Here is a 22,475-nt window from a genome sequence, read left to right as displayed (position 1 = left end):
GTGAAACCCACGCTTGTTCTTGTCGGCCGTCCGAATGTCGGCAAGTCGACTCTTTTCAATCGACTGACCCGCTCCCGCGATGCGCTGGTGGCTGATCAGCCGGGTCTGACCCGCGATCGGCATTACGGGATCGGTCGACTTGGCAATCGGGACTATCTGGTGGTCGATACCGCCGGTTTCGATCCGGTTGCCAAGGACGGCATCATGCATGAAATGGCACGACAGGCCGAGCAGGCCATTGTCGAAGCCGATGTGCTGATGTTCCTCGTCGACGGGCGTACCGGTCTGACGCCCCATGACGAACAGATCGCCATTCGCCTGCGCAAGGCGGAGCGCCCGGTGTTTCTTGTGGTGAACAAGGGCGAGGGCATGGACCGTGCGATGGCCGGCGCTGAGTTTCACGCACTCGGGCTGGGGGATCCGCTGGTCATTTCAGCGGCCCACGGCGACGGTGTCAAACCGTTGCTCGACGTCGTGCTCGAAGCGTTTCCGGAAGATGTGCCGGACGAAAAGGCCGAAGATCACGGCCCCAAGGTTGCCATTGTCGGTCGTCCCAATGTCGGCAAGTCGACCCTGATCAATTCGCTTCTGGGTGAGGAGCGGGTGATTGCCTTCGACATGCCCGGGACGACTCGGGATGCCATCACCGTTCCCTTTGAACGCAACGGCAAACAATACTCGCTGATTGATACGGCCGGTTTGCGCCGTCGCGGCAAGGTGTTCGAAACCGTTGAAAAGTTTTCGGTCATCAAGACGCTCAAAGCCATCGAAGAGGCAAATGTGGCCGTGCTGGTGCTTGATGCCAGCCAGGACATTTCCGAACAGGATGCCCACATTGCCGGCTTCGTCCTGGAGGCTGGGCGCGCGCTGGTGGTGGCGATCAACAAGTGGGACGCGGTGGACGACTACCGCCGGGAGCGTCTCAAGGAAGCCATGGCGCACAAGCTGCACTTTCTCGGGTTTGCGCGGACACATTACATTTCCGCGCTCAAGTCCCGCGGCATCAACGGGCTGCTCAAGTCCGTGGACGGCGCATACGCGGCGGCCATGGCGAAGCTCTCGACACCGCGCCTGACGCGCACCCTGCAAGAAGCCGTCGAGAAACAGGCGCCGCCGAGGTCCGGTGGGTTCCGCCCGAAAATGCGCTACGCTCACCAGGGCGGCAGCAACCCACCGGTCATTGTCATACACGGGACCGGTCTGGAAAAAGTCTCCGACACCTACACCCGATATCTGTCGCGGACTTTCATGGAGGCGTTCCGGCTGCAGGGAACGCCTTTGCGGATACAATTCAAATCCACGAGCAATCCGTTCGCCGACAAGGATTGAGTCCACACCCCGACTTCCAATGCCGTTAATTGGTGTTGCAGTGCGAAATCCGATAAATTACGAAAACATAACGATAGAGGCTAAACATGAGCAATAAAGGCCAACTGCTACAAGATCCCTTCCTCAATGCACTGCGGCGTGAACACGTGCCCGTGTCCATTTACCTGGTCAACGGCATCAAGCTTCAAGGTCAGATCGAGTCTTTTGACCAGTATGTCGTGCTGCTCAAGAACACGGTGACGCAGATGGTGTACAAGCACGCCATTTCCACGGTGGTGCCTGCTCGTCCGGTGAATTTCCAGCAGCAACAGGATGGCGAAAACGGAAACTGATCTCCACATGATGCACGGACGCATGCCGGGAGACATGCCACGTGTTTGACCGCCCCAAATCGGGTGAGCGGGCGGTTCTCGTTCAAGTTGATTTCGGTCAGGATGCCATTGACGAGCGCCTGAGCGAACTTGAGTTGCTTGCTGGCAGCGCGGGCGCCTCCGTAGCAGGCGTCGTGCGCGCCAAGCGACGTTCGCCAGATCCAGCCCTGTATATCGGCAAGGGAAAGGCCGAGGAGCTCGGCGAGGCTTTGCGTGATTGTGAAGCTGACCTGGTGATCTTCAGCCACGATCTCGCGCCGGGTCAGCAGCGCAACCTAGAGCGTAAGCTTGAGTGCCGCGTCATTGACCGCACCTCGCTGATCCTCGATATCTTCGCCTTGCGAGCCCAGAGCCACGAGGGCAAGTTGCAGGTCGAACTTGCGCAGCTCGAGCATCTGGCCACGCGCCTGGTGCGTGGCTGGACCCACCTGGAGCGTCAGAAAGGGGGTATCGGCCTGCGTGGCCCGGGTGAAACGCAGCTCGAGACCGACCGCCGGCTTCTTGGAGAACGCGTCAAAACCCTGCGTGGAAAGCTCGCCAAGCTCGAGAAGCAGCGTGGCGTGCGCCGACGCTCCCGCTCACGTCGTGACGTGCTGTCGGTGTCGATCGTGGGCTACACCAACGCGGGCAAATCCACCTTGTTCAATACCATGACCAAGGCAGATGCCTACGCAGCCAATCAGCTGTTCGCCACCCTCGATACGACCTCCCGGCGCCTGTATCTGGGCGAGGTGGGGAACATAGTGCTGTCTGACACGGTCGGATTCATTCGGGAGCTGCCGCACACACTGGTGGCAGCGTTCCACGCAACGCTGGAGGAGACCGTCGGGGCTGATCTGCTGCTTCATGTCGTAGATTCGAGCAGCGAAGACCGTGACGCCCAGATCGAGGCCGTGAACGAAGTGCTCAACGAAATCGGAGCTGGGGACATTCCCCAGATTCTGGTGTGGAACAAGATCGACAAGACCCGCTTGGCCCCGCAGGCCGATCGGGACGCCTGTGATAGAATCAGGCGCGTTTTTGTGAGCGCCAGGACAGGTGAGGGCTTGGACCTGCTGCGATCGGCGTTGACCGAAGCGGCGCAAGCCTTTCATGAGCGCATTCGCGGCGACGAGACGCCACCGGCGTCCTCCAGTTACGATCCACTCCATTCCTGACGGAAAAATTCATGTCGCTTAACGATCCTCGCTGGGGTAACCAGGGGAATGACAACGATCGGGGCGGGCCCAAGGAAGGGCCTCCCGATCTCGATGACCTGTGGCGCGATGTCAATCGCCGGCTCGGTGGCCTGTTCGGGCGCCGCAGCAACGGTGGCGGTGGCAACGACGGCGGTCAGAGCAACGGTGGTGGCCTGAGCCCCAAGCAGTTTTCGGGTGGCCTCGGCGCCTTGATCGTGCTGGCCTTGCTCGTCTGGGCTGCCAGCGGGTTCTACATCGTAGATGCCAACCAGCGCGGCGTGGTGCTGCGCTTCGGTGAGTACGCCGAAACCACGGATCCCGGCCTGCAATGGCGCATGCCTTACCCGATCGAAACGCATGAGCTCGTCGACGTGGCGGGCGTGCGGACCGTCGAGGTGGGCTATCGCAACGCAGAACGCAACAAGGTGCTGCGTGAGTCACTCATGCTGACGGATGACGAAAATATCGTCGACATCCAGTTTGCCGCGCAATGGGTGCTCAAGAACCCGGAAGAATATCTGTTCAACAACCGTACGCCGGATGAGGCCGTGAAACAGGCTGCCGAAACCGCAATGCGTGAGGTGGTCGGACGCAGCAGCATGAACTTTGTCCTGTACGAGGGGCGCGAAGAAGTGGCTCAGCGTGCGAAGGATACGATGCAGACGATTCTGGACCGCTACCAGACCGGCATCGAAATCAGCCAGCTGACCATGCGTAACGCGCAGCCACCCGAGCAGGTTCAGGCAGCGTTCGACGATGCAGTCAAAGCCGGGCAGGACAAGGAGCGCCAGAAGAACGAAGGTCAGGCTTACGCCAATGACGTGATTCCGAAGGCACGTGGTACTGCTTCCCGACTCAAGCAAGAGGCCGATGCGTACAACGCCAGCGTAGTCGCCAACGCCGAAGGTGAGGCCAGCCGTTTCGAGCAGGTGCTCACCGAGTATCGAAAGGCACCCAAGGTCACCCGCGAGCGCATGTACATCGATGCCATGCAGGATGTTTACACCAACACGACCAAGGTCATGATTGATGCCCAAAGCAATGGCAATATGCTCTTCATGCCGCTCGACAAGCTGATGCAGGCGGCCGGCGCTAATGCCGCGAGCAATTCATCAGGCGCACGCTCGCCAAGCATGGCGAGTACGCCGTCGAATGCATCCATCGCACCGTCGACGACAAAAGGTTCCGGCGCAAACGACTATCGTAGCCGCGACTTCCTTCGTAACTCACGCGATCAGGGAGGCCGATAATGCGTGATCGTACTCCCATCATTCTCGGGGTCGTCCTGTTTGCTCTCGCTGTGGTGTCCATGTCGATGTTCACCGTCGATAAGCGCCAGTTCGCGATTGTTCGCCAGTTTGGACAGATCAAGAAGGTCATCAAGGAGCCCGGCCTGAACTTCAAGGTGCCGCTCATTCAGAATGTGACCTACTTCGACCGACGTATCCTGACCATGGATACGCCCGAACCAGAGCGCTTCATAACGTCCGAAAAGAAAAACGTGCTTGTGGATCTTTTCGTGAAGTGGCGGGTTGCCGACCCGGAGTTGTATTTCGTTTCAGTGGGCGGTATCGAGTCCCGCGCCCTGACCCGGATCGAGCAGACCGTCAATGCGGGGTTGCGCGAGGAATTCGGTAAGCGCACGGTGCACGAAGTCGTGTCAGGTCAGCGTGACGACATCATGGAGCGCATGCGGGTCAAGGCAGATACCGATGCGCGCAAGATTGGCGTCGAGATTGTCGATGTGCGTCTGAAGCGCGTCGATCTGCCCACGGAAGTGTCCGAATCGGTCTATCGCCGCATGGAGGCCGAGCGCAAGCGCGTGGCCAATGAGTTGCGGTCCGAAGGTGCGGCCGAGGCGGAGCGTATTCGTGCTGACGCGGATCGCCAGCGGGAAATCATCGTGGCCGAAGCCTACCGGGATGCGCAGAGCGTCAAGGGTGAGGGCGATGCCAAGGCCGCAGCGATTTATGCCGATGCGTTTGGTCAGGATTCCGAGTTCTACAGTTTCTACCGCAGCTTGCAGGCGTATCGCGAGACGTTCTCGGACAAGGGCGATGTACTCGTGGTTGAGCCTGACAGTGACTTCTTCAAGTACCTGCGCCAAGGGAGCGGACGCACAAAGCCAAAAGCTGAATGAAGTCCACCTTATTGACGGCCATTGCCCTCATGTTGATCATCGAGGGCATTTTGCCGTTTATTGCGCCCGCCACCTGGCGGGAAACCTTTCGCCGCCTCGTCGAGATGGCGGATGGCCAGATTCGATTCATCGGTCTGAGTTCGATGTTGCTCGGACTCATTCTGCTTTTTTTCTTCAGTGAATAAGTAGACTCATGCGCTGGGTGCTGCCCGAATACTTCCAGGATGTGCTGCCGCCCGAGGCAGACAAGCTCGAACAGCTGCGTCGCCGGTTGCTCGATGCATTTCGCTCGCATGGGTACCAGATGGTGGTGCCGCCACTCATCGAGTACCTCGAATCCCTGCTGACCGGTGCAGGGCAGGACCTCACGCTGCGAACTTTCAAGTCTGTCGATCAACTGAGCGGTCGCACGCTCGGCGTTCGCGCCGACATGACGCCGCAGGTGGCCCGGATCGATGCACATCTGCTCAATCGCGAAGGCGTTACCCGGCTGTGTTACTGCGGCGCGGTGGCGCACGCGATGCCGGCGACGCTGACCGCTTCTCGCGAGCCCATGCAGTTGGGGGCCGAGATCTACGGACACGCCGGTATTGAAGCGGACATCGAGGTGATGCGGCTGCTCAATGAGGTGATGACGATTGCCCGCGTCGAGACCTCGCGCATCGATGTCAGCCACGTGGGCCTGTTCCGTGCCTTGATCGAACGCAGTGGTTTCGACGACGAGGCGGTGCGTGACGTGCTCGGTCTGTTGCAGACAAAGGATATTCCGGGCTTGTCGGAGCGTCTTGCGGATTGCGCCGAGCCGGTCAAGAGTGCCTTGCTGGCGCTGCCGCGATTGTATGGTGGTGTCGAGGTGCTCGACGATGCTGTCCGCGAACTGCCGGACTGGCCTGAGGTGGTCGCGGCGCTCGACGAACTCAAGGCCGTCGCGGCTGAGCTGGACGGTTTGCCGATCAGCATCGATTTGGCAGACCTCCGGGGCTACCATTACCACAGTGGTGTCGTGTTCGCGGCCTATGGTGCCCACTCTGCCGCCGCATTGGCTTTGGGTGGTCGCTACGACGCTGTGGGCGAGGCTTTCGGGCGCGGACGTCCCGCGACGGGATTCAGCCTCGACCTGCGTGAGCTGGTCCGGGGATTGCCGGACATGGAACAGCCGGGTGCGATTCTGGCGCCGAAACTGACCGAAGAAGCGCTCGTGGCGCAAGTGGCGCAGTTGCGTCAGCAGGGCGAAATTGTCATGGAAGCGCTGCCGGGTCATGACGGCTCGTGGCGTGAGGCGGGGTGTGACCGCCAGCTGGTTAAAGAGGGCGACCGATGGACGGTCGTGCCGCTCGTTGGAGATTGAGTAATAAATGGCTAAGAACGTAATCGTCATCGGTACCCAGTGGGGCGATGAGGGCAAGGGCAAGATCGTCGACTGGCTGACGGACCATGCCCAGGGTGTGGTGCGCTTCCAGGGCGGACACAATGCGGGGCATACGCTGGTCATCGGCGATCAGAAGACCGTGCTTCACCTGATTCCATCCGGGATCCTGCGCGAAGGCGTCGCCTGTTACATCGGTAACGGGGTCGTGGTTTCCCCTGAGGCACTGCTGGCAGAAATCGACAAGCTCGAGGCAGCGGGTGTCAACGTGACCGAGCGCCTGCGCATCTCCGAAGCCTGCCCGCTGATCCTGCCGTATCACAAGGCGATGGATCTGGCGCGCGAGGCCGCTCGAGGCGCCAAGAAGATCGGCACCACCGGGCGCGGTATCGGGCCAGCGTATGAAGATAAGGTGGCCCGTCGCGCCTTGCGTGTGCAGGATCTGCTGCGTCCGAAGCGTTTTGCCGAGCAACTGGGTGAGTTGCTCGACTACTACAACTTCATGCTGACCCAGTATTACCAGGTCGAGCCGGTCGATTTCCAGAAGACACTCGACGAATCCCTGGCCATGGCGCCGCGCCTTGAGCAGTTGGTCGCCGACGTGCCGCGTGCGTTGTACGAAGCCCATCGTGATGGCGCGAATCTGCTGTTTGAAGGTGCTCAGGGGACGCTGCTCGACATCGACCACGGGACCTATCCGTTCGTCACCTCCAGCAACTGCACCGCAGGGGCAGCGGCGCCGGGTGCCGGTGTCGGTCCCAGCATGCTGCACTACGTTTTGGGCATCACCAAGGCATACACGACGCGGGTGGGTTCAGGCCCGTTCCCGACCGAGCTGTACGATGCAGAAAGCAAGCTGGATCCGATCGGTAAACATCTGGCCACCAAGGGCAATGAATTCGGCTCGACCACGGGTCGTGCCCGTCGCTGTGGCTGGTTCGATGCCGCTGCACTCAAGCGTTCCATCCAGATCAATGGCGTGTCCGGTCTGTGCGTGACCAAGCTGGATGTGCTCGACGGCGTTGAAGAAGTGAAGCTGTGCACCGGCTATGAACTCGACGGCAAAGTGTGTGACATCCTGCCCGTGGGCGCAGAAGAGACCGAGCGCTGCGTGCCGGTGTATGAATCGCTGGCGGGTTGGAAGGAAAGCACCGTTGGCGTCAAGAACTATGAAGATCTGCCGGCGGCTGCACGTGCTTACCTGAAGCGCATCGAAGAAGTGTGTGCGGTGCCCGTGGATATGATCTCCACCGGTCCGGATCGCGACGAAACGATTGTTCTGCGCCATCCGTTCAAGTAATGCGAAACGCCCCGGGAGACCGGGGCGTTTTACTTTGACTCGTGACGGTTTGCCGGGTGGAGTAGACTGCCGGTCAACGAAAAAGAGCCGACCGAATGGTCAGCTCTCGGAATCTGGTGCCCAGGAGAGGACTCGAACCTCCACGTACTTACGTACACTAGCACCTGAAGCTAGCGCGTCTACCAATTCCGCCACCTGGGCAAGAGGCCGAATTATAGCTTCTGTTTTTGAAAAAGCAAACGAAATTCGGGCGGGTGTGTCCAAGCGGACAGACAAAGAAAAAGCCGGTCAGCGAACTGACCGGCTTGATCTGGAATTTGGTGCCCAGAAGAGGACTCGAACCTCCACGTACTTGCGTACACTAGCACCTGAAGCTAGCGCGTCTACCAATTCCGCCATCTGGGCGAGAAGGCGCGCATTATATCGACTCCTAGAAGATTGTCAATGAATCGACCAAACAAAAAGAACGCAAACAAGAAAACCAGTACATCCAAGTCTCCGGCGGCAAAATCAGCTGCAAAGCCGAGAGCAAAATCAGCGGACAAGAACAGCCAGGTCAAGACTGCGGCCAAGAAAGCCGGCAAGCCCTCGGCCGCCAAGGCCGCGTCAAAGAGCCGCGCCAAGAAGCCTTCGTCTTCTCCAGTTGTCGGGACGCGCCGCGGTGGCGCCGCAGATACGAGCGTGCCGGCGCTTTTGCGCGCGCCAGCGGCGAGCGCTGCGCGCACGAAGACAGTGCCTGAGACAGAGATCAGCCAGTCACGTCCCCCGAAAGCCAAGCCGGTCAAGGCGAGCGCTGTCCGGCGCGCTGACCCTTTCTACGCCCGCGAGTGTGAGCGCTATGACAACCCGCTGCCAAGCCGCGAGTACGTGGTTCAGATGCTGGCGGAGCAGGGGCGTCCGATGACCATGGAGCATCTGGCCGACGCGCTGGATATTCTCGAACCGGAGATGCCCTTTTTCGAGCGTCGTTTGCGCGCCATGGAACGCGATGGCGATCTGGTGCGCAACCGGCGCGACGCCTACATCATCCCCGACAAGGTCTCGTTGATTCGTGGCCGCGTTGAGGGTCACCCCGATGGTTACGGCTTTCTGATTCCCGACGAGGGTGATCAGGATGTGTTCCTGGGTCCGCGCCAGATGCGCGATGTGCTTCATGGTGATCGAGCCATGGTCCGCATCACCGGTACCGATCGGCGCGGTCGGCCGGAAGGCCAGATCGTCGAAGTGCTCGAGCGCGCCAATTCGCGGATTGTGGGGCGTGTGATCGAAGAACATGGTGTGCTGATCGTGGCTGCGGAGAACAAGCGCATCGCACGTGACATCCTGCTGGCGCCCGGCGGGCGCAAGAAGGTGAAAACCGGCGACGTGGTGGTGGTCGAGCTCGTCGAGCAGCCGTCCAAGTATCAGGCGCCGATCGGCAAGGTGGTCGAACTGCTTGGCCAGTATGCCGACCCGGGCATGGAAATAGAGATCGCCCTGCGCAAGCATGAGTTGCCCCATGAGTTCTCGCCCGAGGCCAAGGCTCAGGCGCGGAAGATTCCCGACAAGGTCCGCAAGAAGGACATGGCGGATCGCGAAGACATCCGCGACCTGCCGCTGGTCACCATTGACGGTGAGACGGCCCGGGATTTTGACGATGCGGTTTACTGCGCCCGAGAGGGGCGGGGGTTTCGTCTCGTGGTGGCGATCGCCGACGTTTCTCACTACGTGACGCCCGACTCGGCGCTGGATCAGGATGCGCGCGAGCGGGGCAATTCGGTCTATTTCCCGCGCCGGGTCATTCCCATGCTGCCGGAAAAGCTCTCGAACGGGCTGTGCTCGCTCAATCCGCAGGTGGATCGTCTGTGCATGGTCTGTGACATGTCGATCAGCGCGACCGGGGCGATCAAGCAGTATCGCTTCTATCCGGGGGTGATGTTTTCCCATGCGCGCCTGACCTACAACCAGGTCGCAGCTGCTCTCTACGATAACGACGCCGAGGCACTGGATGTCGTTGGTGAGCGTCTTGATGACCTCAAGAGTCTGGACAAGCTGTTCCGTGTGCTGCTCAAGGCGCGCGCCAAACGGGGCGCCATCGACTTTGAAACCACCGAAACGCGGATGATCTTCAATGAAAACGGCAAGATCGACCGCATCGTGCCCGAATCGCGCAATGACGCACACCGGATCATTGAAGAGTGCATGCTGGCCGCTAACGTGTGCGCTTCCGAGTTTCTCGCCAAGCACGAGCATCCGGCCCTGTATCGGGTTCACGAGGGGCCCTCGGCCGACAAGCTCAAGCAGTTGCGCAGCTTCATGGGGGAATTCGGTCTGCAGCTCACTGGCGGCGATGACCCTCAGGCGGGTGACTACGCAAAGCTGCTGGAGAAGGTGAAGGGCCGGCCGGACGAACAATTGCTGCAGACGGTGATGTTGCGCTCCTTGCGTCAGGCCATCTACAGCCCCGACAACGTCGGCCATTTCGGCCTTGCCTACGAGTCGTACACCCATTTCACGTCGCCAATTCGGCGCTATCCCGATCTGTTGATTCACCGCGCCATCAAGGCCGTGCTCCAGGGGCAGCAGTACACACCCGGCGACTGGGAAGAGATCGGTCTGGCCTGCTCTCAGACCGAGCGCCGTGCCGATGAGGCCACCCGCGATGTCGAGTCCTGGCTCAAGTGCTTCTACATGCAGGATCGCATTGGAGAAGTGTTCACCGGCTCGGTTGCCTCGGTGGTACCCTTCGGCCTCTTCGTGGCGCTGGACGATGTGTTCGTGGAAGGTCTGCTGCACATCTCCGAGCTGGGCGAAGACTATTTCCAGTATGACGACGCTCGCCACGAGCTGCATGGCGAACGTACCGGCAAGCGATTCCGCCTGTCTGACCGCATCACCGTTCAGCTCATGCGCGTCGACCTGGAAACGACCAAGATCGATTTCCGGCTGGTGAAAGACGTCAATGATGCGGGTGCCTCACCCAAGGGTGGATCTCCCGGTGGCAGAAGAAAGGGCAGGGCACGTGGCTAAGTCACAGGGGCGCGATACGCGTTTCATCTTCGGGTTTCACGCGATTCAGTCGCGGCTGCGCAACGATGCGGAATCCATTCACGAGATTCACGTGGCCGAGGCCCGTCAGGACGCACGCTCGCGCGATCTGGTGGCGCTGGCCGAATCGCTCGGGGTGCGGGTCATTCCTACCGATAACGGTCGTCTTGATGGCATGGCCAGCGGTGCCCGGCACCAGGGTGTCGTGGCCCGTGTCGACGCCCAGCACAAGGTGCTCAAGCTCGAAGACGTGCTCGAGACCATGAACGGCACCGCGCTCATGCTGGTGCTTGACGGGGTGACCGACCCTCACAATCTGGGGGCCTGCCTGCGCGTGGCCGATGCCGCCGGCGCGCATGCGGTCATCGCCCCGAAGGATCGTTCGGCCAGCCTGAACGCCACGGCCATCAAGGTGGCCAGTGGTGCAGCGGACACCGTGCCTTACGTGACCGTGACCAATCTTTCGCGCGCCTTGCGCCAGATGCAGGACGCCGGCATCTGGATCATCGGCGCGGCAGGGGAGGCAGACCAGTCACTCTACGACGTGGATCAGACCGGCCCGGTGGCCTGGGTACTGGGGGCTGAAGGCAGCGGCCTGCGGCGCCTGACCCGCGACACCTGCGATGTGCTGGCGAAGATTCCCATGCAGGGTTCGGTCGATAGCCTCAATGTGTCGGTGGCGACGGGTGTGTGTCTGTTCGAAGCCGTTCGCCAGCGCGTCGCGGGCAAGCGATAAACTCGGGACCCGCGATTTTTCAAACCTGTTAGAATTCGCCGCGTGGCGGGTCTCCCCGCATTGCAGCGCGGTGAACCTGGTCAGGGCGGGAACGCAGCAGCCACAGCCGTTCCCTGCAAGTGCCGGGGGTTTGGCTCGCCACCCTAATAAAGAAACGCCGACCCTCAGGTCGGCGTTTTGCTTTTCGTGCCGTATTTCGCGGCCGGATTTTCAGGCCAGCGCGGTGTCCAGCAGCATCATCAGGGCGAAGCCCACAGTCAGACCACTGGTGGCCAGCGAGGCGTTGCCGCGACGCTGCGACTCGGGAATGATCTCATGGCTGACCACGAACAGCATCGCGCCCGCCGCGAAAGCAAGCGCCCAGGGCAGAATGCTGACGAAGACGCCGACGACGCTGGCGCCCATCACCGCCGCGACCGGCTCTGCCAGGCCCGTGAGCGCGGCGACCACGAAGGCGAACACACGACCATAGCCGGCACTGACCAACGCTGCGGCCACCACCAGTCCCTCCGGGATGTCCTGAATGGCAATGCCGCCGGCCAGCGCGGCGCCTTTACCGATTTCGTCTTGCGCGAAACCGACGCCAATGGCGAGTCCTTCGGGGACGTTGTGAAGCGCAATGGCGGCAACGAACAGCCACACGCGGGCGATGTCCGCCTGGCTTCGGTTGTCGACGAGCGCATTTTCGACGTGCTCGTGGGGCATGAAGTGGTCAGTGAGCAGCAGGGCGCCTGCGCCAAGCAGGATGCCGGCCACCACGACGCCGCCCGAGCTCCAGGTGCTCATGCCGAGTGCTGCGGCCGAAGCCAGCGCCGGCATCACCAGTGAAAAGGCGGTGGCAGCCAGCATGACGCCCGCGCCGAAACCCAACAGCGTGTCCACCGTTCTGGCGCCAATGCTGCGTGCAAGCAGCACCGGCACGGCGCCGGCAGCCGTTGCCATGGCAGCGATGAGACCGCCGCGCAGGGCCGCAGTGACCACCGGGTCTTGCGTGCTTGCCTGCACGCCCCAGAGGGCCATGGCGATGACGCCGACAAGCAACACGAGCATACCGACGGCTTCGGCTACCGGGTGTTTGCGCTCGCTGGTTCCCATGACCAGTTGCTTGATTTCCTGTGCAGACATGCCGACCACCTCCAACAAATGATGGTTCCAGTCTGATGCTTGGTTGGTAATAAATCCAATGAATTGATTCTAATAATTCAATATCTACTGGATATGATGCGCTGTGTCGAAGCCGATGCACGGATACGTGCTGAGGATGTCCGGGTCAGTGCGCCTCCGCCAATGCCGCCAGCCAGTTCAAAATCGGTGTTTTCCAGTCGTCGTTTGAATTCATCGTCGTTCTCCCTGAGATCCTGCTCCCATGGTGCCTGCGCGGGAGCGAGCGAACCAATTGATTGTTGGCATGTGCCGCATTGGCATTTTTGATCGTGCTGTCCATATGGCGATGAAGTGCTGGCCTGTGCCTGCTAGAATTCCGGCCATGTCCTATCAAGTCCTGGCCCGCAAGTGGCGCCCGAAGAGTTTCGACACCCTGGTTGGCCAGGAGCATGTCGTCCGCGCGCTGACGCATGCGCTTGAAACACAGCGCCTTCACCACGCCTATCTGTTCACCGGCACCCGCGGGGTGGGCAAGACCACGATTGCACGGATTCTGGCCAAGGCGCTCAATTGCGAGACCGGTATCACGCCGACGCCATGTGGGCAGTGTGCTTCGTGTCAGGAGATTGACGCGGGTCGTTTTGTCGATCTGCTTGAAGTCGATGCCGCGACCAACACCCGCGTCGACGAGATGCGCCAGTTGCTCGAGAACGCCACCTATGCGCCCACTCGCGGTCGCTTCAAGGTGTATGTGATCGACGAGGTGCACATGCTCTCGAATTCCGCCTTCAACGCGATGTTGAAGACTCTCGAAGAGCCGCCGGCCCATATCAAGTTCATTCTGGCGACCACCGATCCACAGAAAATCCCGGTGACCGTGCTGTCGCGTTGCCTGCAGTTCAATCTCAAGCAGATGCCGCAGGGCCATATCGTCGATCACCTGACGCGCATCCTGGAGCAGGAACAGGTGCCGACCGAGCCGGCTGCACTGAGGCATCTGGCCAAGGCGGCATCGGGCTCCATGCGTGACGCCTTGTCCTTGCTTGATCAGGCCATTGCGCATGGCGCCGGCAAGGTGGAAGACGAGGCTGTCCAGGCCATGCTCGGTACCGTGGGTGACGACCACCTGTTCGCGTTGCTGGACGCGCTCAAGGATGCACAGGTGGCGGCCATGCTCGACACGGCAGCAGCCATGGACGCACGCAGCCTGTCCTTCGAGGCGGCCTTGCAGTCGCTGGCGTCGCTGATCCAGCGCATCGCCGTCTATCAGTTTGCGCCGGAGGCTGTTACCGATGGTTTTGAGGTCGAGCGGCTGCAGCCTTATGCCGATGCCTTCGACCCGGAATTCCTTCAGCTGGCCTATCAGATTGCCATCCACGGGCGCGACGAACTGCCGTTGGCTCCGGATGAATACGCCGGTTTCACGATGACGCTGCTGCGCTTGCATGCCTTCCGGCCGGAGTCGGGCGGCGGGGCCGGGCCATCGGGTAGTGCCCAGGCACGACCCACGCCACCGGGAGTGGCCGCGCCGGCAGCCAAGGTGACGCCGGTGCAAGCGGCCGCTCCCCTGCCGAAGCCCACGGGCGTTGCGTTCGACAACAAGCCTGTCGCGACTGCGCCGGTCGTCGAGCCCGTTCTCGCACCGGCCCCTGCACCCGTGACGGTCCCGGCGCCCGAGCTTAAACCGGCGGCGGTTGAAACCGTGCCGAAGCCGACCCGGTCGAGTGGTGACGTTCCTCCGTGGGAAGATCTGCCGCCCGAAGCGATGGATCATTCGCCGGATGGGATGCTGGATGATGATCGTCGACATGCAGAGGCGTTTGACGAGGAGCGGGTCAGCCAACACGAGGCGGCCGACCGGGATGTGTCGGGTGATGCGCCGGTTGCCGCGCCCGCTGAGGCGCCTGCAGTTCAAGCGCCGCGACCGCGCCCAGCGACGGTTTCGGGTGAAGGCGCTTTCGACTGGCATGGGCTCATCCGCGAGGTCGGGCTGAAGGGGATGGTCCGCGAACTGGCCCAGCACTGCATCTGGAACGGCATGTCCGAGGGCGTGATTTCCCTGACGCTGAGCGAGGCGCACAAGCACCTGATGACCATGCCCTCCAACCCGGAGCGACTGCAGAACGAACTGAACCAGTACTTCGATCAGCCCGTGCGGGTGCAGATCGAGGTCGGTGCTATCGAAGGCGAGACGCCGGCGGAGCGGGACGCTGCAGATCGACAGGCGCGTCATCGGGAGGCAGTGGCCTCACTGGAGCAGGATCCTTTCGTGCGCGAGATGATCGAACGATTTGATGCGACGCTGCATGAGGCGTCGGTTCGCCCCCTGTGAGGGGCTCATTGATTTCAGGATTGGAGAAAGAATCATGATGAAAGGCGGAATTGCAGGCCTGATGAAGCAGGCCCAGAAGATGCAGGAAGGGCTGGCCAAGGCCCAGGAGGAGCTGGCCAGTATCGAGGTGGAGGGGCAGTCGGGCGCCGGCATGGTCAAGATCACCATGACCTGCAAGCACGATGTGCGTCGCGTCGAGATCGACGAATCGGTGATGGACGACAAGGAAATGCTCGAAGACCTCGTTGCGGCCGCCGTCAATGATGCCGTCCGTCGCATCGAAACCACGACCCAGGAAAAGATGGCGGGCTTCTCGCAGGGGCTCAACCTGCCACCCGGCTTCAAGATGCCGTTCTGATTGATGGCGTCTGGCGCTGAATGACGCCCTCCGCGCTTGATGCGCTGATCGAAGCCTTGCGTTGCCTGCCGGGGGTAGGCCCCAAGTCGGCGCAGCGCATGGCTTACCACCTGTTGCAGCGCGACCAGCGGGGTGCCGCCCGTCTGGCGGCGTCGCTGGGGCACGCACTTGAAACCCTGCGTCATTGCGCGCGCTGCAACGCGTTTACCGAACACGAGGTCTGTCAGCGGTGTTCGAATCCCCAGCGTGATCATCGCCAGTTGTGTGTGGTCGAAATGCCCTCGGATCTGGCCATGATGGAGCAGACTCACATCTACACCGGGTTGTACTACGTGTTGATGGGACGCATGTCACCCCTTGATGGACTCGGTCCGCGTGAGCTCAAGCTCGACAAGCTGGTTGAGCGCGCAACGGACGGTGTCGTCGAAGAAGTGATTCTGGCGACCAATTTCACCAATGAAGGTGAGGTGACGGCGCACACCGTAAGTGAGCTGCTCAGGGCGCGAGGGCTGAAAGTCAGCCGTATTGCCCGGGGCGTGCCGGTTGGGGGGGAACTCGAACACACCGACATCGGCACGATTGCGCAGGCGCTGCTCGAGCGCCGGTCGGTGGCAGAGGACTGAACACACGTCGCATTCTCGATGCGCACTTGAGCGGCTGATGCCAGGGGACGGAGACCCGAACATGAACCAGAAACCGCTGGCCGGGGTGAGGGTGATCGAATTCGGTACCCTGATCGCCGGCCCTTTTTGCACCCGGATCATGGCCGAGTTCGGCGCTGAAGTGATCAAGATCGAAACTCCGGGCACGGGTGACCCCCTGAGAAAATGGCGCAAGCTGCACGGCGACACATCCCTGTGGTGGTACGTTCAGGCGCGCAACAAGCAGTCGGTCACGCTCAACCTCAAGTCCGAAGCGGGTCTGGAAGTGGCGCGCAAGCTCATTGCGAGCGCCGACATCGTGGTCGAGAACTTCCGCCCGGGGGTAATGGAAAAGCTCGGCCTGGGCTATGAGGCGCTCAAAGAGGACAACCCCGGTCTGGTGATGGTGCGTCTGTCCGGCTTCGGGCAGACAGGCCCGTATCGGGACCAGCCGGGATTCGGGGCGATTGGCGAGTCGATGGGCGGGCTGCGCTACATCACGGGTTATCCAGATCGCCCGCCGGTGAAGACCGGCATTTCCATCGGTGACTCCATTGCCGCCTTGTGGGCTGCGCTGGGCGCCTTGATGGCCTTGCGTCACCGCGAGGTCAACGGCGGGGCGGGGCAGGTGGTGGATGTGGCGCTGTACGAGGCTGTCTTCGCCATGATGGAATCCATGGTGCCCGAGTTCGATATGTTCGGATTCATCCGCGAGCGCACCGGCAACGTGATGCCGGGCATCACGCCGTCCAACACTCACACCTCCAGAGACGGGAAGCACATCATCGTCGGCGGCAATGGTGATGCCATCTTCAAGCGCCTGATGAGCGCGATCGGGCGCCAGGATCTGGCAGACGACCCCGCCCTTGCGGACAATGCCGGCCGCGACGCACGGGCCGCCGAAATCTACGGCACCATCGATGACTGGGTGCGGTGCCACGACGCCGTTGACGTCGTCAATATCCTCAAGGCGGCAGACGTCCCCACTTCACCGATCTTCTCGATCGCCGACATGATGGCCGATCCCCAGTTCCAGGCTCGCGAGATGTTCGAATCCCTTGCATTGCCGGGTGGTGCCAGCGTCAAGGCGCCAGGCGTCGTGCCGCGATTGACCGGTACGCCGGGCGGGACCGAGTGGCCCGGGCCGGCGCTTGGTGAGCATACTCAAGCCGTTCTGCATGCGCTTGGCTATTCCGATGACGATGTCGCCCGACTGAAAGCCGACGGGGTGATCTAGCGCAAGGAATTGCCACCGGGTTTGGGCAAAATTGCTGTTTTGCAGCATCCAAGCCCTTATTGTGGCGTGGTTTTTTCGGGTCCGTGGGCGTGCTCTGGGTGTAAGTCGATGATCTGAAAGGGATAACTGAGATCGGACTTTTTTTGCACTGCCGTATTCGTTATACTCAGCAGGTTTTTGTACAAGATTTTTGCTTCCTATCTTTGGGGAAATGGCTCATGAGTGAAGAGAAGATGGACAGTGGCCGTCGCGAGCTGCTCGTGGCAACTTCGGTTGCCGGCGGTGCAGCAGCAGTGGCCACGGCGGTGCCGTTTGTCGCCAGTCTGACGCCGTCCGAGCGTGCCAAGGCCGCGGGTGCGCCCGTCGAAGCCGATGTCGGCAAGCTCGCGCCGGGTGAGATGATGACCGTCGAGTGGCGTGGCAAGCCGGTGTGGATCCTGCGTCGCACCGAGGAAATGCTGGCGACCCTGCCGAAAATCGAGGATGAACTGGCCGATCCGGCGTCCGATAATTCCGTCCAGCCGGAATACGCCAAGAACCAGCACCGGTCCATCAAGCCGGAATTCCTGGTGACGGTCGGTATCTGTACCCATCTGGGCTGTTCGCCGTCCACCAAGTTCAAGACCGGTGAGGCCAGTGGCCTGGGCGGTGACTGGGTTGGCGGTTTCCTGTGCCCCTGCCACGGCTCCACCTTCGATCTGGCTGCCCGCGTCTACAAGAGCAAGCCGGCGCCGACGAATCTGGACGTGCCGCCGCACAAGTATCTGTCCGAGACGAAAATCCTGATTGGCGAAGATGGGACGGCCTAAGTCATGACGACCAAATCACAAGAATTGCTCAACTGGATCGACGCGCGCTTCCCGCTCACGTCGACCTGGAAGGCGCACCTGTCCGAGTACTATGCGCCGAAAAACTTCAACTTCTGGTACTTCTTCGGCTCGCTGGCCCTGCTGGTGCTGGTGATCCAGATCGTGACCGGCATCTTCCTGGTCATGCACTACAAGCCGGACGCCGCCCTGAACGCCGCAGGCGTGCCGGCCGCGTTTGCCTCGGTCGAGTACATCATGCGTGATGTGCCGGGGGGCTGGCTGATCCGTTACCTGCACTCCACGGGCGCCTCCGCCTTCTTCGTGGTGGTGTACCTGCACATGTTCCGTGGTCTGCTCTACGGCTCCTACCGCAAGCCCCGCGAGCTCATCTGGCTGTTCGGTGTGGCCATCTTCCTGGCGCTCATGGCCGAAGCCTTCATGGGCTATCTGCTGCCCTGGGGACAGATGTCGTTCTGGGGGGCACAGGTGATCGTGAACCTGTTCTCCGCGATTCCTGTGATCGGCCCGGATCTGTCCGTGGTCATTCGTGGTGACTTCGTGGTCTCCGACGCAACGCTGAACCGCTTCTTCTCCTTCCACGTGATCGCCGTGCCGCTGGTGCTCATCGGCCTTGTGGCAGCCCACATCGTGGCGCTGCACGAAGTCGGCTCCAACAACCCGGACGGTGTGGAAATCAAGAAGAAGAAAGACGCGAACGGCATTCCGCTCGACGGCATTCCCTTCCACCCGTATTACACGGTGAAGGACATTGTCGGCGTGGTCGGCTTCCTGATCGTGTTCACCGCGGTCGTCTTCTTTGCCCCTGAGGGTGGCGGCTACTTCCTGGAGTACAACAACTTCATCCCGGCCGATCCGCTCAAGACGCCGCCGCACATCGCGCCGGTGTGGTACTTCACCCCGTTCTATTCGCTGCTGCGTGCCGTGACCTATCCGCTGTTCGGTCTCGACGCCAAGTTCTGGGGTGTGGTCGCCATGGGCGCCGGGGTCGTGATCTTCGCCTTCCTGCCGTGGCTCGATCGTAGCCCGGTGAAGTCGATCCGCTACAAGGGCCCGATCTTCAAGACCGCGCTGGTGATCTTCGTGATCTGCTTCTTCATCCTCGGCTATCTGGGCGTTCAGCCGCCTGACAACGGTGGCATCAAGGACCGCACCGCCCAGATCTGCTCGGTGCTGTACTTCGCCTTCTTCCTGCTGATGCCGTGGTACAGCAAGATGGACAGCTACAAGGCCGAACCGGAAAGGGTGACGTTCAAATGAAAGTAAGTGCTATGAAATTCGTGAAACGTCTGGCCGCCGCGATTCTGTTCGTGCCGGCGATGGCGATGGCGTCGGGCGAGGAGCTGCATCTGGACAAGGCGCCGGTCAGCATGGACGGCGCATCCCTGCAACACGGTGCCAAGCTGTTCGTGAACTACTGTCTGAACTGCCATGGTGCGAGCTATCTTCGCTACAACCGTCTGGAAGAGATTGGTCTTTCCGAGACCATGATCAAGGACAACCTCATGTTCACCACCGACAAGATCGGTGAACAGATGAAGATCGCCATGCGTCGTGATGATGGCAATCAGTGGTTTGGTGCGGCGCCCCCGGATCTGAGCCTGATTGCCCGCTCCCGTGCTTCCGAGTTCGGCAGTGGTGCGGACTGGCTTTACACCTACCTGCGTGGTTTCTACCGCGATGAGACACGTCCGACCGGCTGGAACAATACCGTGTTCCCGAACGTGGGCATGCCGCATGTCCTGTGGCAGCTGCAGGGTGATCAGATGGCCAAGGAAGGCGAGCACGGTGTTGAGCTGGAACTGGCCAAGCCGGGCACCATGACCACCGAGGAATACGACAAAGCCGTGGGCGATCTCGTGTCCTATCTGGTGTGGATGGGCGAACCGGTTGCCGAAAAGCGCAAGGCCATTGGCATGTGGGTGCTCATTTTCCTCGCTGGCATGTTCGTCCTGAGCTACGCGCTCAAGAAGAACTACTGGCGCGACATCCACTAATAAAAGTCGCAAAGGCCGCGTGTCACGCGGCCTGTAGCGTGTTACCCGCGCCGTATGCCTTCGGGCATGCGGCGTTCAGCATTCATGGAGCTGATACCGACATGATGAATCTGTACTCCGGAACGACGGACCCCTTCAGCCACCGTTGCCGGATTGTGCTTTTCGAAAAAGGGATGGATTTCCAGGTCATTGATGTGGACCTGGATCACAAGCCCGAAGATATCGCCGTCATCAACCCGTACAACCGGGTGCCGGTGCTCGTTGATCGTGACCTCGTCCTGCACGAAGCCAACATCATCAATGAGTACATCGATGAGCGCTTCCCCCATCCGCAACTGATGCCGCCAGACCCGATCATGCGTGCGCGTGCGCGCCAGTTGCTGCACACGTTCGAGCAGGAGCTGTTTGCCGACATCGATCTGCTTGAGAAGAATGAAAAGGGCGCCGACAAGGTGCGCGCCAATGTGCGCGACCAGCTCACTCAGCTGGCACCGATGTTTGCCAGCCAGACCTATATGCTGGGTGAGGAGTTTTCCATGCTTGACGTGGCAGTCGCCCCGTTGCTGTGGCGCCTGGAGCATTACGGCATCGAGCTGCCGAAGGCGGCTGCGCCGTTGATGAAGTATGCTGAGCGTATCTTCAGCCGTCAGGGCTTTATCGATGCCCTGACGCCGTCCGAAAAGGTCATGCGTCGTTAAGCTGTCCTGGCCGGCCCTTGTGGCCGGCCGTCGAACCAAGAGGTGCTCATGTCTGCAGTGTCCACCAAGCCCTACCTGATTCGTGCCATTTACGAATGGTGCGTGGATCAAGGCTTCACTCCGTATCTCGCCGCCATGGTGGACGAGAACACGCGCGTGCCGCCGGGAACGGCCAAGGATGGGCAGATCGTGCTCAATCTCAGCCCCGATGCCACGCATCAACTCGACATGGGCAACGATCTGATCGAGTTTCAGGCCCGTTTCGGTGGTGTGGCACACATGCTTCGGGTGCCCGTGGGCAACGTGATCGCGATCTATGCGCGCGAAAATGGCCACGGGATGGCATTTGAGGTCGAGGCCGAGGAGGCATCCGGGATGGATGCGGATGACGAGGTCGTCGAAGAGGAAATCGAGCTGGTCGACGTGTCGGCGCCGGACCACCCGCCGGAAGATTCGCCCCCACCCACGGGTGGCGGTCGAAACCACCTCAAGGTTGTCAAGTAACTGAAGAAAGCCCCGCCCAGCGGGGCTTTCTTCATGCTGCGGGGCGAAGTGTTCGCTGGGCCACGGGGCCTTTGCCGGCATCGACGCCAGCCAGTTCCTGGTAGATCTTTGCCATGCGCGCGGCCATGGCTTGTGCTGACCAGGTGCGCGCGTAGTCGTGGGCCTCCTGCGCCAGCCGGGTGCGCAGGGCGGGGTCATTCAGCACGCCGTCAACGATCTCGGCGAAACCAGCCGGATCGCATGGGGCGATCCGGCAGCCTTTCTCGGGGCCGAGAATGTCCCGGGTGCCCATTTCGGCCACCGCGACCACGGGCGTGCCAAGTGCCATCGATTCGAGCAGCACCAAGCCTTGCGTTTCCGTTCGCGAGGCGAAAACGAACAGGTCCGCTGCCCGGTAGCAATCATGCAGGGCCTGGCTGCGGTCCAGATACCCCAGGAAGCGGACGTATTCCTCCAGCCCCAGACGTCGGCAGCGCTCGCGCAGGCTGGACAGGGCCGGCCCCTCTCCGGTGACCACCAGGACGGTGTCCGGATGGCGTTGGCGCAAGGTGTTCATCATGTCGATGAGCAGGCCGATGTTTTTCTCGTGCGCCACCCGGCCCACAAACAGCAGGACCTTGCGTTCCATCGGGATGCCGTAGCGCTCGCGAAAGTACGCCCCGTCACCGCCATGAAAACCGCTGCACGGGATGCCGGTGGGGAGGATGTGCATGGGCTTGGTCACACCATAGTGCTCCAGGGCATTTCGCATCGCCGTGGACGGCACGATGATCGCATCCAGATCGTTGCACTGGGTACGCGAAAATCGGCGGGCCGCGGCTTTCATCCAGGCGCGGGGCGCGAAGGGCACGTAGTGGTAGAGGTATTCTTCGAAGAAGGTGTGATAGGTCGCAACGCAGGGGACCCCCAGCGCTTGAGCAAGCTCCAGCCCGGCGTAGTGGGCCACGAACGGGGTCTGGATGTGCACGACGTCCGGGGCCAGCGCGCGCAGTTGGGGCAGCAACTTGCGGATCTGGCCCCGCTGCATGATGCGGTCTTCCGGATCGAGCGGCAGATAGCGCGAGGGAATGCGCAGGGTGCGTTCGTCGTCCTGCCAGCTGGCCGGGTAGGCCGGTGCGATGAGGGTCGAATCAACGCCGAATTCGGGCAGGCTGCGACGAAAGGTGTCGATCGAGGTGCTGACGCCGTTGATTCGGGGGAAGAAGACATCAGACAGCATCAACACGTTCATGGGCGATCTCCGGGTGTAATGCCGACAATCTATCCGGTGTGCATGACCGTTTGTTTGCAGCGCCCGTCGGGCAATTGACCTGAATCACGCCAAAGCATG

The 22,475-nt window shown here is 61.2% G+C and carries 22 protein-coding genes, 2 tRNA genes and 1 other RNA gene; 20 read left to right on the top strand and 5 right to left on the bottom strand.

Features of this window, described 5'->3' with window-relative positions:
- From der to J0W34_RS14925, 8 genes are all read left to right on the top strand, one after another.
- Positions 1–1,329, top strand: coding sequence for a ribosome biogenesis GTPase Der (gene der, locus J0W34_RS14960; protein ID WP_230969316.1), 1,329 nt, complete (start codon positions 1–3; stop codon positions 1,327–1,329).
- Positions 1,330–1,415: 86 nt separating this feature from the next.
- The gene (gene hfq / locus J0W34_RS14955) at positions 1,416–1,661 is read left to right on the top strand and encodes an RNA chaperone Hfq (RefSeq protein ID WP_227817998.1); all 246 of its coding nucleotides are present in this window, start codon (positions 1,416–1,418) and stop codon (positions 1,659–1,661) included.
- A 41-nt stretch (positions 1,662–1,702) separates the two neighbouring features.
- Positions 1,703–2,857 (top strand): ribosome rescue GTPase HflX, encoded by a 1,155-nt coding sequence (hflX, locus tag J0W34_RS14950; protein ID WP_230969315.1) that lies wholly within the window; start codon positions 1,703–1,705, stop codon positions 2,855–2,857.
- 11 nt (positions 2,858–2,868) lie between these two features.
- Entirely contained in the window at positions 2,869–4,128 is a 1,260-nt protein-coding gene (gene hflK / locus J0W34_RS14945; RefSeq protein WP_227817996.1) for an FtsH protease activity modulator HflK, read from the top strand.
- Positions 4,128–5,018: a protease modulator HflC gene (gene hflC / locus J0W34_RS14940; protein WP_230969314.1), complete on the top strand. Its 891-nt coding sequence runs from the start codon at positions 4,128–4,130 to the stop codon at positions 5,016–5,018. The genes hflK and hflC overlap by 1 nt, the downstream gene beginning before the upstream one ends.
- The gene (locus J0W34_RS14935; RefSeq protein WP_227817994.1) at positions 5,015–5,203 is read left to right on the top strand and encodes a DUF2065 domain-containing protein; all 189 of its coding nucleotides are present in this window, start codon (positions 5,015–5,017) and stop codon (positions 5,201–5,203) included. Before hflC ends, J0W34_RS14935 begins: the two co-directional genes overlap by 4 nt.
- An 8-nt stretch (positions 5,204–5,211) precedes the next feature.
- Complete coding sequence (locus J0W34_RS14930; protein ID WP_230969313.1) at positions 5,212–6,366, top strand: ATP phosphoribosyltransferase regulatory subunit; 1,155 nt, start codon at positions 5,212–5,214, stop codon at positions 6,364–6,366.
- 7 nt (positions 6,367–6,373) lie between these two features.
- Positions 6,374–7,684 (top strand): adenylosuccinate synthase, encoded by a 1,311-nt coding sequence (locus tag J0W34_RS14925; RefSeq protein ID WP_230969312.1) that lies wholly within the window; start codon positions 6,374–6,376, stop codon positions 7,682–7,684.
- Positions 7,685–7,798: 114 nt separating this feature from the next.
- Here the strand turns inward: J0W34_RS14925 and J0W34_RS14920 are convergent.
- The 3 genes from J0W34_RS14920 to J0W34_RS14910 form a co-directional block, all read right to left on the bottom strand.
- A tRNA-Leu gene (locus J0W34_RS14920) sits at positions 7,799–7,885 on the bottom strand.
- A gap of 117 nt (positions 7,886–8,002) precedes the next feature.
- Positions 8,003–8,089 (bottom strand) — tRNA-Leu (locus J0W34_RS14915).
- Positions 8,068–8,409: a hypothetical protein gene (locus J0W34_RS14910; protein WP_230969311.1), complete on the bottom strand. Its 342-nt coding sequence runs from the start codon at positions 8,407–8,409 to the stop codon at positions 8,068–8,070. The genes J0W34_RS14915 and J0W34_RS14910 overlap by 22 nt, the downstream gene beginning before the upstream one ends.
- A 7-nt stretch (positions 8,410–8,416) precedes the next feature.
- Between J0W34_RS14910 and rnr the strand changes: the two genes are divergently transcribed.
- From rnr to ffs, 3 genes are all read left to right on the top strand, one after another.
- Positions 8,417–10,693: a ribonuclease R gene (gene rnr, locus J0W34_RS14905; protein ID WP_269144624.1), complete on the top strand. Its 2,277-nt coding sequence runs from the start codon at positions 8,417–8,419 to the stop codon at positions 10,691–10,693.
- Positions 10,686–11,447, top strand: a complete 762-nt coding sequence (rlmB, locus tag J0W34_RS14900) for a 23S rRNA (guanosine(2251)-2'-O)-methyltransferase RlmB (RefSeq protein ID WP_230969310.1) — start codon at positions 10,686–10,688, stop codon at positions 11,445–11,447. The genes rnr and rlmB overlap by 8 nt, the downstream gene beginning before the upstream one ends.
- A 44-nt stretch (positions 11,448–11,491) precedes the next feature.
- Positions 11,492–11,590: signal recognition particle sRNA small type (gene ffs / locus J0W34_RS14895), an RNA gene on the top strand.
- 67 nt (positions 11,591–11,657) lie between these two features.
- Here the strand turns inward: ffs and J0W34_RS14890 are convergent.
- Positions 11,658–12,572, bottom strand: coding sequence for a ZIP family metal transporter (locus tag J0W34_RS14890; protein ID WP_230969309.1), 915 nt, complete (start codon positions 12,570–12,572; stop codon positions 11,658–11,660).
- 361 nt (positions 12,573–12,933) lie between these two features.
- Here J0W34_RS14890 and dnaX point away from each other — a divergent pair, with 361 nt between their 5' ends.
- From dnaX to J0W34_RS14845, 9 genes are all read left to right on the top strand, one after another.
- The gene (gene dnaX / locus J0W34_RS14885) at positions 12,934–14,883 is read left to right on the top strand and encodes a DNA polymerase III subunit gamma/tau (protein ID WP_230969308.1); all 1,950 of its coding nucleotides are present in this window, start codon (positions 12,934–12,936) and stop codon (positions 14,881–14,883) included.
- Positions 14,884–14,917: 34 nt separating this feature from the next.
- A complete protein-coding gene (locus J0W34_RS14880) occupies positions 14,918–15,241 on the top strand; it encodes a YbaB/EbfC family nucleoid-associated protein (protein WP_227817261.1) in 324 nt (107 codons plus the stop codon).
- A 20-nt stretch (positions 15,242–15,261) separates the two neighbouring features.
- The gene (gene recR, locus J0W34_RS14875; RefSeq protein ID WP_230969307.1) at positions 15,262–15,864 is read left to right on the top strand and encodes a recombination mediator RecR; all 603 of its coding nucleotides are present in this window, start codon (positions 15,262–15,264) and stop codon (positions 15,862–15,864) included.
- Positions 15,865–15,925: 61 nt separating this feature from the next.
- Complete coding sequence (locus J0W34_RS14870; RefSeq protein WP_230969306.1) at positions 15,926–17,119, top strand: CaiB/BaiF CoA transferase family protein; 1,194 nt, start codon at positions 15,926–15,928, stop codon at positions 17,117–17,119.
- 218 nt (positions 17,120–17,337) lie between these two features.
- Positions 17,338–17,928 (top strand): ubiquinol-cytochrome c reductase iron-sulfur subunit, encoded by a 591-nt coding sequence (gene petA, locus J0W34_RS14865; protein ID WP_230969305.1) that lies wholly within the window; start codon positions 17,338–17,340, stop codon positions 17,926–17,928.
- Positions 17,929–17,931: 3 nt separating this feature from the next.
- Entirely contained in the window at positions 17,932–19,206 is a 1,275-nt protein-coding gene (locus J0W34_RS14860) for a cytochrome b (RefSeq protein ID WP_227817257.1), read from the top strand.
- A gap of 11 nt (positions 19,207–19,217) precedes the next feature.
- Positions 19,218–19,943: a cytochrome c1 gene (locus J0W34_RS14855; protein ID WP_407941099.1), complete on the top strand. Its 726-nt coding sequence runs from the start codon at positions 19,218–19,220 to the stop codon at positions 19,941–19,943.
- 101 nt (positions 19,944–20,044) lie between these two features.
- A complete protein-coding gene (locus J0W34_RS14850) occupies positions 20,045–20,641 on the top strand; it encodes a glutathione S-transferase N-terminal domain-containing protein (RefSeq protein WP_227817255.1) in 597 nt (198 codons plus the stop codon).
- Between the two features lie 48 nt (positions 20,642–20,689).
- A complete protein-coding gene (locus J0W34_RS14845) occupies positions 20,690–21,145 on the top strand; it encodes a ClpXP protease specificity-enhancing factor (RefSeq protein ID WP_230969303.1) in 456 nt (151 codons plus the stop codon).
- 31 nt (positions 21,146–21,176) lie between these two features.
- Here the strand turns inward: J0W34_RS14845 and J0W34_RS14840 are convergent, their stop codons facing one another.
- A complete protein-coding gene (locus tag J0W34_RS14840; protein ID WP_230969302.1) occupies positions 21,177–22,376 on the bottom strand; it encodes a glycosyltransferase in 1,200 nt (399 codons plus the stop codon).
- Positions 22,377–22,475: the final 99 nt, after the last annotated feature.

Origin of the sequence: Nitrogeniibacter aestuarii (assembly GCF_017309585.1) — a bacterium.
In the GTDB taxonomy this organism is placed as follows: Bacteria; Pseudomonadota; Gammaproteobacteria; order Burkholderiales; family Rhodocyclaceae; genus Nitrogeniibacter; species Nitrogeniibacter aestuarii.
This window is presented reverse-complemented; position numbering and strand designations above follow the sequence as displayed.